Genomic DNA, 10,049 nt, shown 5'->3' on the forward strand with positions numbered 1-10,049 from the left:
AATGCCGGGAGAACGCCATGCCGATCTATAAAGCCCCCGTCGAAGACGTGAACTTCCTGCTCAACGACGTCTTCCAGATCGACCGCTACGACAATCTGCCGGGCTTCTCCGATGCGTCGAGCGACGTGCGCGAGGCGATCCTGGGCGAAGCCGCCAAGCTCGCCGAAGAGGTGCTGCAGCCGCTCAATCGCGTCGGCGATCTCGAGGGCTGCAAGCGCGCAGACGACGGCAGCGTCACCACGCCGAAGGGTTTCAAGGACGCCTTCAAGCAGGTCGCCGAAGGCGGCTGGCTCGGTCTGTCGGCGCCGGCTGAATATGGCGGCCAGGGCCTGCCGGTGACGCTGAGCCAGGCGGTTAACGAATTCCAGATCTCCGCCAACATGGCATTCTCGATGTATGGCGGCCTCACCATGGGCGCGACCGCAGCGCTGCTGGTGCACGGCTCGCCGGAGCAGAAGCAGACCTACGTGCCGAAGATGATCGCGGGTGAGTGGACCGGCACCATGAACCTGACCGAGCCGCATTGCGGCACCGATCTCGGCATGCTCCGCACCAAGGCGGTGCGGCAGGCCGACGGCAGCTTCAAGATCACGGGCACCAAGATCTTCATCTCGGCCGGCGAGCACGATCTCGCCGATAACATCATCCACCTCGTGCTCGCCCGCATCGAGGGCGCGCCGGCCGGCATCAAGGGCGTGTCGCTGTTCGTGGTGCCGAAATTCCTGGTGAATGCCGACGGTTCGGTGGGGCAGCGCAATGGCGTCGTCTGCGGCTCGATCGAGCACAAGATGGGCATCCACGGCAATTCCACCTGCGTGATGAACTACGACAACGCCACCGGCTGGCTGATCGGCGAAGAGAACAAGGGCATGCAGGGCATGTTCGTGATGATGAACGAGGCCCGCCTCGGCGTCGCCGTGCAGGGCCTCGCGCAGTCCGAGGTCGCCTATCAGAACGCCGTCGCCTATGCCCGCGAGCGTATCCAGGGCCGCGCGCTCACCGGTGCCAAGGCGCCGGACAAGCCGGCCGACCCGATCATCGTGCATCCCGACGTGCGCCGCACGCTGCTCTCGATCCGAGCCTTCAACGAAGCCGCGCGCGCCTTCGTGATGTGGACCGCGCTGAAGAGCGACGTCGCCCACCGCTCGGAAGATCCGAAGGACCGTCAGTCCGCCGACGATCACATGGGCCTGATGACGCCGGTGCTGAAGGGCTTCCTGACCGAGTACGGTTTTGCCAACGCAGTGCAGGCGCAGCAGATGTATGGCGGCCACGGCTACATCGCCGAGCAGGGCATGGAGCAGTTCGTGCGCGATGCGCGCATCGCCATGATCTATGAAGGCGCCAACGGCATCCAGGCGCTCGACCTCGTCGGCCGCAAGCTGCCGCGCGACGGCGGCCGCGCCATCATGGCCTTCTTCGGCGAGGTCATGGCCTTCGCCAAGGAGAACGGCGGCGACGAGGCGATGAAGCCCTTCATCACCCCGCTCTCGGCCTCGCTCGGCCATCTCCAGCAGGCCACCACGTGGCTGATGCAGAACGCGATGGCGAAGCCGGACAATGCCGGCGCGGCCGCGACCGACTACATGCATCTCTTCGGCTTCGTCGCGCTCGGCTACATGTGGGCGAAGATGGCGAAGGTGACGAATGCCAAGATTGCCGAGAGCGGGGCCACGCCCTATCTCTCCACCAAGCTCGTCACCGGCCGTTTCTTCATGGAGCGGATGCTGCCGGAGACCGCCGCCAATCTCGCGCGCATCCAGGCCGGCTGCGCCACCATCATGGAATTGCCGGCGGAAGCGTTCTGAGCCTGCTTCCGCTGCCTGCTCCCAATCGTATTGAACATCACATCAGGAGGGCGTCATGCCTGAGGCATTCATCTACGATCACGTCCGCACCCCCCGCGGCCGCGGCAAGCCGGACGGCGCGCTGCACGAAGTGACCGCGCTCGCGCTTGCGACCGTGCCGCTGAAGGCACTGAAGGACCGCAACAACCTGCCGCAGGATTCCGTCGACGACGTTATCCTCGGCGTGGTCGATCCGGTCGGTGAAGCCGGCTCCGACATCGCGCGCTTCGCGGCGCTCAAGGCCGGTCTCGGCGATGCCGTGCCCGGCGTGCAGATCAGCCGCTTCTGCGCCTCCGGCCTCGATGCCGTGAACTTCGCCGCCGCGCAGATCATGAGCGGCCAGCATGAGCTCGTGATCGGCGGCGGCGCCGAATCGATGAGCCGCGTCGGCATCGGCGCCTCCGGCGGCGCCTGGCCGGTGGACCCCTCGATCGCAGTGCCGGCCTATTTCATGCCGCAGGGTGTGTCGGCCGATCTGATTGCCACGAAATACGGCTTCTCGCGCGACGACGTCGATGCCTATGCGGTGCAGAGCCAACAGCGTGCGGCTAAGGCCTGGGACGAGGGCCGCTTCGACAAGTCGGTGGTGCCGGTGAAGGACATCAACGGTCTCACCATCCTCGCCAAGGACGAGCACATGCGTCCCTCGACCACGATGCAGTCGCTGGCGCAGCTGCAGCCCTCGTTCACGATGATGGCGCAGATGGGCGGTTTCGACGGCGTCGCGATCCAGTCGCACCCCGAGATCGAGCGCGTCAACTACGTGCATCACGCCGGCAATTCGTCGGGCATCGTCGACGGCGCCGGCGCCGTGCTGCTCGGCAGCAAGGAGGCGGGTGCGAAATACGGCATGAAGCCGCGCGCAAAAATCCGTGCCTTCGCCAACATCGGCTCGGAGCCTGCGATGATGCTGACCGGTCCGGTCGACGTCACCGAGAAGCTCTTTGCGCGTTCCGGCATGAAGAAGTCGGACATCGACCTGTTCGAGCTCAACGAGGCCTTCGCCTCCGTCGTGCTGCGCTACATCCAGGCCTTCGACATCGACAATGCCAAGATCAACGTCAATGGCGGCGCGATCGCGCTCGGTCATCCGTTAGGCGCGACCGGCGCGATGATCCTCGGCACCGTGCTCGACGAGCTCGAGCGCACCAACAAGTCCACGGCTCTCGTGACGCTGTGCATCGGCGGCGGCATGGGCACCGCGACCATCATCGAGCGGGTGTAACGAGCTGCCGTGGGTGGGCAAAGCGAAGCGTGACCACCACTGCTGTCTTCGCGAATGATGGTGGGCACGGCGCAAGAGTGCCTTTGCCCACCCTACGAGATCTCAAGTCAACCGCCGCGCCTGAGATCGGCTGCGGCACCGAGGAGCAACCAACATGTCGTACAAGAACTTCAGGGTTGAGACCGATTCCGACGGCATCGCGCTCGTCACCTGGGACATCCCGGGCCGTTCGATGAACGTGCTCGACGAGACCTCGACCAACGAGCTCGAAGCGATCGTCAAGGCGACCACGGCAGACGCCGCGGTGAAGGGCGTCGTCATCACCTCCGCGAAAGAGGCGTTCTGTGCGGGCGCCGACCTGTCGATGCTCGAAGGCATGAACCAGGCCTATGCGAAGGTCTTCAAGGAGCAGGGCGAGACAGCGGCGAACCAGATGCTGTTCGACCAGAGCCGCCGCTTCTCGCTGGTGCTGCGCTCAATCGAAACGTCAGGCAAGCCGTGGGCAGCCGCGATCAACGGCCTCGCGCTCGGCGGCGGCTTCGAGATCACGCTGTGCTGCCACTATCGTGTCGCGGCGGAGAATCCCAAGACGCGCCTCGGCCTGCCCGAGGTCAAGGTCGGCCTGTTCCCCGGCGCCGGCGGCACGCAGCGCGTGCCGCGCCTGGTGCCCCCGCAGGACGCCATGACGATCCTGCTCAAGGGCGATCCTGTCACGGTCGAGAAGGCCAAGGCGCTGAACCTGATCCATGCCATCGTTCCCGCCGCCGATCTCATCAAGGCCGCGAAGGACTGGATCAAGGGCGGCGGCAAGGCCGTCGCGCCCTGGGACGAGAAGGGTTTCAAGCTGCCCGGCGGCCCGGTGTTCTCCAAGGCCGGCATGATGATGTTCCCGGCCGGCAATGCGATTTATCGCCGCGAGACCTACGACAACTATCCGGCCGCGCGCGCGATCATGAGCTGCGTGTATGAAGGCCTGCAGTTGCCGATCGACGCCGCGCTCCGCGTCGAGTCGCGCTACTTCACCTCGGTGCTGCGCTCGAAGGAAGCGGCCGCGATGATCCGCAGCCTGTTCCTGTCGATGCAGGAGCTCAACAAGGGCGCGCGCCGTCCGAAGGACGTGCCCGCGACCAAGGTGAAGAAGATCGCCGTGATCGGCGCCGGTTTCATGGGCGCCAGCGTCGGCTACGTCTCGGCCCGCGCCGGCCTCGACGTCGTCCTGATCGACCGCGACCAGGAGAGCGCCGACAAGGGCAAGGCGCATGCGCAGAAGGTGATCGAGGAGCAGATCAAGAAGGGCCGCGCCAAGCCCGGTGATGCCGAAGCTCTGCTCGCGCGCATCACGCCGACGGCAGACTATGCGGCGCTTGGGGATGTCGACCTCGTCATCGAGGCCGTGTTCGAAGACCGCAAGGTCAAGGCTGAGACCTTCGCCAAGGCGCAGCAGTACCTCAAGCCCGACGTGATCTTCGCGTCGAACACTTCGACGCTGCCGATCACCTCGCTGGCCGAGAGCTTCAAGGACCAGGGCAAGTTCGTCGGCATCCACTTCTTCTCGCCGGTCGAGAAGATGATGCTGGTCGAGATCATCCTCGGCAAGAACACCGGCGATGTCGCGCTGGCGACTGCGCTCGACTACGTCCGCCAGATCGGCAAGACGCCGATCGTGGTCAACGACTCCAGAGGCTTCTTCGCCAATCGCTGCGTCGGCCGTTACGTCGCCGAAGGCAACGAGATGTTCCTCGAGGGCGTGCCGCCCGCGATGATCGAGAACTGCGCCAAGATGGCCGGCATGCCGGTCGGTCCGCTCTCGCTGTCGGACGAAGTCGCGCTCGATCTTGGTCTGAAGATCATGAAGGCGACCGAAGCCGATCTCGGCCCCAACGCCATCAATCCCGAGCAGAAGAAGCTGATGGTGGAACTGGTCGAGAAGCAGGGCCGCTTGGGGCGCAAGAACAGCAAGGGCTTCTACGATTACCCCGAGAAGGGCAAGGGCCAGAAGAGCCTGTGGCCGGGTCTCTCCGCGCTGCAGCCGAAGCAGCTCGACCCCGATACGCTCGATATCGAGGAGCTGAAGCAGCGCTTCCTGGTGGTGCAGGCGGTGGAAGCCGCGCGCACGGTGGAGGATCACGTCATCACCGATCCGCGCGAAGCGGATGTCGGCTCGATCCTCGGCTTCGGCTTCGCGCCGTTCACCGGCGGCACGCTGTCCTATATCGACTTCATGGGCACGAAGAAGTTCGTCGAGCTCTGCCACAAGCTGGAGGCGAAATATGGCTCGCGCTTCACCCCGCCGAAACTCCTGGAAGAGATGGCAGCGAAGGGCGAGACGTTCTACGGACGGTTCGCGCCGAAGAAGGTGGCGGCCTGACGGGACCGTTATCCCATCCACGCAGAAACAAAAGGCCGGATCATCGATCCGGCCTTTCTTATTTTCCGAGTAGCGCGCCCGCGGGGCCACGCTCGCTCCGCCCTGGCACCGCTCTTGCTGATGATCCACCGGATGGCCCATTGGAATTGAAAGTGTCCCGCAATGATCCCCACGGTGTCTCAAGACAGCGCAGCCGGCGTTGCGGTAAGATACGCCCCCCTGTTGCTGCAGGGTCGGCCGTGGCCGCGCCGCAGGCTCCTCCGGCGGCGCAGAAAAATTCCTTCGTGGGTCGGCCTGGTCCTACTCGTCCTCGTCCTTGATATGGCGCTGGCCGTGCTTGCCTGGTTCGCCGTCGATCTCGTCCTGCACTGAAAGCTCCCCTCTGTGCACGTAGAACGTCGCCGCCAAATAGGCGACCTGGCCGGCGATCAGGCAGCCGACGACGATTGGAACCCCCGTCCAAAAGCCAAAGCCTGAGGTCTGAAGGACCGTCGCGGCAAGGATCGCGGTCGCCGGCGAGACCAGCAACAAAGTCCAGACTCGGAAGAATAGCCCCGTCGCCAGGCCAGTGATTGCGCTCGCGAGCAGGAGGAGGAGTACAGTCGTCACAATGGCTTTCCGGTCCAGCGGTCTGCGTCATGTCCCGCGCTGAAGCTGAGCCAAGTGGATTGCTCTCACAAGGATGCTGACCTCCGCGGAGCGCAGAACGCAGATTTATTGTTAACCCCGACAATGCTCGTAAAATTGACGGCCGGCGCCGGCGCCACGGCTGAGGCCTGATCGGCGATCATCTGGACAATCGCCGGGCCTTCGGTCACGATCTCGTTGCTGTCGAGGCCCAGCGCAGGGACCTGGCCCCCAGGGGTTCAGCTTCAGATAATCCTCACCATTTTCGAGCCTGTTGGCGCCGATTCGACCTCGACCAGCTATCGGGCTGGCCTGGCTTCCAGGAGCGCGATGTGGGGAACGCGGGCGGGCACCGGGCGAAGCGTACGGTTTTACGGAACTTCCTCCGCCCGATCCTTGGTTCTGCCGAAAGAACGACTACATGCACCTGCTTGAAATAGTCAAGATTGATGCAGGTGCATCGAATGGAGTAAGAGACGGGCGACGAGCTTGAGCGGGACCATGAAACGCAAACCATCGACCGAGGCAACAGCCGCCTGGATCCGCCTGATGCGGGTGCAGAGCCGCGTGCTCGATTGCGTCGAGCAGGACTTGAAAAAGGCCGGCTTCCCGCCGCTGGCCTGGTATGATGCGCTGCTCGAATTGTCGCGGGCGCCCTCGGGCGAGCTGCGGCCGGTCGAACTCGAGCGGCAGATGCTGATTCCGCAATATTCTACCTCGCGGCTGATCGACCGCCTGGTCGACGAGGGCCTCGCCTCGCGGCGCGAATGCAAGATCGACAAGCGCGGCCAGTTCGTCGAGATCACGGAAGCCGGCCGCGAGTTGCAGAAGCGGATGTGGGGCGCCTATTCGGCGGCGATCGAGAAATATGTCGGTTCGAAGCTGTCGGATGCCGACGCCGTCAAGCTCAGCAGCCTGCTCGACCGCCTGGGCTGCTCGTGCGGCGAGATGAAACTGCCGCCCGCGGGCGTCAATGAAAGCATGCCGCCGCGATGATCGCGCGGCAAACCCGTTCGTCCGCGCAACCGGTGGGTTCGCGGACCATCCCTGTCACCCGCGCGCGTTCGGTCGAAGCGCCTTTTGAATAGAGTTTGATATGGCGCGAGACCAGATCGATATGACGCCGCTGCAATCGCGCGACGAACTCGTCGCGTGGTTCGAGGCTGGCTGCAAGGACCCGTCCGAATTCCGCATGGGCACCGAGCACGAGAAGACGCCGTTCACGCTCGACGGCCACCGTCCTGTCCCTTACGAGGGCGCGCGCGGCATCGGTGCGCTGCTCGAAGGCATGAAGCTCCTGCTCGGCTGGGAGCCGATCATGGAGAGGGGCAACATCATCGGCCTCTACGACGTCACCGGCGGCGGCGCGATCTCGCTCGAGCCGGGCGGACAGTTCGAGCTGTCCGGCGCCCCGGTCGAGAACGTGCACCAGACCCAGAGCGAGTTGATGGCGCATCTTGCACAAGTGCGCGAGATCGCAACGCCGCTCGGCATCGGCTTCCTCGGGCTCGGCATGACGCCGTCCTGGTCGCGCGCCGATATCCCGGTGATGCCCAAGGGCCGCTACAAGATCATGACCAATTACATGCCGAAGGTCGGTCAGTACGGCCTCGACATGATGTACCGGACCTGCACGGTGCAGACCAATCTCGACTTCTCCTCCGAAGCCGACATGGTCAAGAAGCTGCGCGTCTCGCTCGCGCTCCAGCCGGTCGCGACTGCGCTGTTCGCCAATTCGCCGTTCACCGAGGGCAAGCCGAATGGCTTCCTCTCCTTCCGGTCCGAGATCTGGCGCGACACCGACAACGCGCGCGCGGGCATGATGCCGTGGGCGTTCGAGGACGGCATGGGGTTCGAGCGTTACGTCGACTACGCGCTCGACGTGCCCATGTATTTCGTCAAGCGCGACGAGGAGTACATCGACGTGTCGGGCTCCTCGTTCCGCGCGTTCTTCGACGGCCGCAACAACAACCTTCCCGGCGAGCGTCCGACGCTGTCGGACTGGGCCAACCATCTCTCGACGATCTTCCCGGAAGTGCGGCTGAAGCGCTATCTCGAGATGCGCGGCTCCGACGGCGGACCGTGGGGCCGTTTGCCGGCGCTGCCGGCATTCTGGGTCGGGCTGCTCTACGACGATGTGTCGCTCGATGCCGCCTGGGACATGGTGAAGCACTGGAGTGCACATGAGCGTCAGGCCTTGCGCGACGACGTGCCGCGCCTCGGCTTCAAGGCGCGGATCAAGGACCGCTATCTGTTCGAGATCGCCAAGGACTGCCTCGTTCTGGCACATGCCGGCCTGCGCCGCCGCGGCCGGATCGACCAGCTCGGACGCGACGAGACCCGGCACCTCGAGCCGCTCGACCGCATCATCGATTCCGGCCGGACGCCGGCGGAGGAGATGCTGGAGAAGTTCAACGGTCCCTGGAAGGGCTCGGTGGAACCGGCCTACGCGGAGTACGCGTTCTAGACCTACAGGCCAACGATCGGGATTGAGCCGTTCATCGCCCATACAGGTTTGCGGCGATCAAATGGTCGGCTGAAAAAACCTGAGCGTCGTCAATAACTCGAAAGCTGTTCCGATGGGGAAGGGCCGCCTGTCCGGGGGCGTCATGGCCAGCGTCGTGGCATGTGTCACGCTGCTTTTGCTCGCATGTGCGAGCGTGCCGGCGCCTGCCCAGACGGCGTTCGACCGGCCCGGCGGCGATTATTTCAGCACGCCGGTCACCTCGGGCGATCCCGAGGATTGCGCGTTGCTGTGCGAGCGCGATCGCCGCTGCCGCTCCTGGAGCTTCAGCTATCCCGACGTCGACGGCGCCGCGGCGGTGTGCTGGCTGAAGAACACCGTGCCGGCGCGCGTGCCGGGAAGTTGCTGTATCTCGGGGGTGCGCGGCGCCGGCGTGATCGAGCCGCGCGTCGAGGGCGTCGAGACCTCGATCGACCGCCCTGGCGGCGATTTGCGCAATTTCGAGCTCAAGGACGGTGAAAGCGTGGAGGCCTGCAAGGCCGCCTGTACCGCCGACAACAAATGCCGTGCCTTCACCTATGCCCGCCCGGGCTACACCGGACGCGAGGCGCGCTGCTTCCTGAAAAAGGAGATCAAGCCGCCGCGCCGCAAGGCGGGATTCACCTCGGGCGTGGTGCGGTAGTATTCGTACTCGTGCCCCGGACGCCATCAGCGCGTTTACGCGCGTCTTCGACGCGCTATGGCGGCGCTCCTTCAGCGCTGCGCTGCAGAGCCGGGGCCTATGCCACACTGCATTCTGTTGCGCATGGGTCCCGGCTCTGCGCCGCATCGTTTCACGATGCGTCTTGTCCGGGACACGTGAGGCTTAGGCGTCCGCCGCGATCACCGTGATCTCCGGCCACAGCGCCTTCCAGCGCGCAGCCTTCGCTTCGTAATTGGCGGCGGAAAAATTCAGCGCCCGATTGGGCCGCACGATCAAGCTCGCGACGTCGTCGAATCCGTGCGGCGCATAGACGTCGAAACTCTCGCCCGCGCGCCTCACCCCGATTTGCGTGTTCTGGGTCAGGAAGCGATCGATACCATCAGTCGAGCGCGTCAGCGGCGGATAGGGCAGGCCATGCTTGTCGGGGTACCATAGATGCACCCGCGCCTGGTTGCGGATCTCGACCTTGACGCCGAGATGCGCCGACCGCTCCTGTAGCTTACGGATCACCGCGTCCTCCGCCTCCCACGACGTATCGAGATCGAAATAGAACACGTCGTAATCGGCGATGCCGTGATTGATCGGGCGCCCTGTGAGCACGTTCCACACCGTCTGCACCAGGCAACCTGCGACCAGCCAAGCATCCGGCAGCGCGAGGCGGTGCAGCTCGTCGAGAATCGCGGCGTTGATCGGATTGCGTAAGGCGAGAGCGAGGAATTCGTCGCGGGTCATCGGAAATCGTAGATTCCATGGGCGGTGAGCGTGGCCTTTCCGATAGGTTTGGGTTTCCACACTCGAACCCACGGAGAGTCAGA

8 protein-coding genes are annotated in these 10,049 nt (G+C 64.7%); 6 read left to right on the forward strand and 2 right to left on the reverse strand.

Going from position 1 to position 10,049, the window contains the following annotated elements; all coding sequences use genetic code 11:
* The first annotated feature begins 17 nt into the window (after positions 1 to 17).
* The 3 genes from JQ566_RS33955 to JQ566_RS33965 all read left to right on the forward strand — a co-directional run bounded on the left by JQ566_RS33955 (position 18) and on the right by JQ566_RS33965 (position 5,440).
* On the forward strand, positions 18 to 1,808 hold the full coding sequence (locus tag JQ566_RS33955) for an acyl-CoA dehydrogenase C-terminal domain-containing protein (protein WP_212380525.1): 1,791 nt from the start codon (positions 18 to 20) through the stop codon (positions 1,806 to 1,808).
* A 55-nt stretch (positions 1,809 to 1,863) separates the two neighbouring features.
* The gene (locus tag JQ566_RS33960) at positions 1,864 to 3,072 is read left to right on the forward strand and encodes an acetyl-CoA C-acetyltransferase (RefSeq protein ID WP_212380527.1); all 1,209 of its coding nucleotides are present in this window, start codon (positions 1,864 to 1,866) and stop codon (positions 3,070 to 3,072) included.
* Positions 3,073 to 3,226: 154 nt separating this feature from the next.
* A complete protein-coding gene (locus tag JQ566_RS33965) occupies positions 3,227 to 5,440 on the forward strand; it encodes an FAD-dependent oxidoreductase (protein WP_212380530.1) in 2,214 nt (737 codons plus the stop codon).
* Between the two features lie 300 nt (positions 5,441 to 5,740).
* Here JQ566_RS33965 and JQ566_RS33970 read toward each other — a convergent pair whose 3' ends face one another.
* A complete protein-coding gene (locus JQ566_RS33970; RefSeq protein ID WP_245452296.1) occupies positions 5,741 to 6,049 on the reverse strand; it encodes a hypothetical protein in 309 nt (102 codons plus the stop codon).
* Between the two features lie 519 nt (positions 6,050 to 6,568).
* Here JQ566_RS33970 and JQ566_RS33975 point away from each other — a divergent pair.
* The 3 genes from JQ566_RS33975 to JQ566_RS33985 all read left to right on the forward strand — a co-directional run bounded on the left by JQ566_RS33975 (position 6,569) and on the right by JQ566_RS33985 (position 9,213).
* A complete protein-coding gene (locus JQ566_RS33975) occupies positions 6,569 to 7,063 on the forward strand; it encodes a MarR family winged helix-turn-helix transcriptional regulator (protein WP_212380532.1) in 495 nt (164 codons plus the stop codon).
* A gap of 100 nt (positions 7,064 to 7,163) precedes the next feature.
* The gene (locus tag JQ566_RS33980) at positions 7,164 to 8,534 is read left to right on the forward strand and encodes a glutamate--cysteine ligase (protein WP_212380534.1); all 1,371 of its coding nucleotides are present in this window, start codon (positions 7,164 to 7,166) and stop codon (positions 8,532 to 8,534) included.
* Positions 8,535 to 8,646: 112 nt separating this feature from the next.
* A complete protein-coding gene (locus tag JQ566_RS33985; protein WP_212380536.1) occupies positions 8,647 to 9,213 on the forward strand; it encodes a PAN domain-containing protein in 567 nt (188 codons plus the stop codon).
* Positions 9,214 to 9,396: 183 nt separating this feature from the next.
* On the opposite strand, the gene JQ566_RS33990 is transcribed toward JQ566_RS33985, so the two are convergent.
* A complete protein-coding gene (locus JQ566_RS33990; RefSeq protein ID WP_212380538.1) occupies positions 9,397 to 9,966 on the reverse strand; it encodes a nucleotidyltransferase family protein in 570 nt (189 codons plus the stop codon).
* Positions 9,967 to 10,049: the final 83 nt, after the last annotated feature.

Source organism: Bradyrhizobium sp. SZCCT0231 (assembly GCF_018130245.1).
GTDB lineage: Bacteria > Pseudomonadota > Alphaproteobacteria > Rhizobiales > Xanthobacteraceae > Bradyrhizobium > Bradyrhizobium japonicum_F.

What these genes read in the sequence shown, in the direction of transcription:
- JQ566_RS33960 (WP_212380527.1), top strand. Translation starts at nt 1,864, where the DNA reads ATGCCTGAGGCATTCATCTACGATCACGTCCGCACCCCCCGCGGCCGC.
- JQ566_RS33975 (WP_212380532.1), top strand. Translation starts at nt 6,569, where the DNA reads ATGAAACGCAAACCATCGACCGAGGCAACAGCCGCCTGGATCCGCCTG.
- JQ566_RS33980 (WP_212380534.1), top strand. Translation starts at nt 7,164, where the DNA reads ATGGCGCGAGACCAGATCGATATGACGCCGCTGCAATCGCGCGACGAA.
- JQ566_RS33965 (WP_212380530.1), top strand. Translation starts at nt 3,227, where the DNA reads ATGTCGTACAAGAACTTCAGGGTTGAGACCGATTCCGACGGCATCGCG.
- JQ566_RS33955 (WP_212380525.1), top strand. Translation starts at nt 18, where the DNA reads ATGCCGATCTATAAAGCCCCCGTCGAAGACGTGAACTTCCTGCTCAAC.
- JQ566_RS33990 (WP_212380538.1), bottom strand. Translation starts at nt 9,966, where the DNA reads ATGACCCGCGACGAATTCCTCGCTCTCGCCTTACGCAATCCGATCAAC.
- JQ566_RS33985 (WP_212380536.1), top strand. Translation starts at nt 8,647, where the DNA reads ATGGGGAAGGGCCGCCTGTCCGGGGGCGTCATGGCCAGCGTCGTGGCA.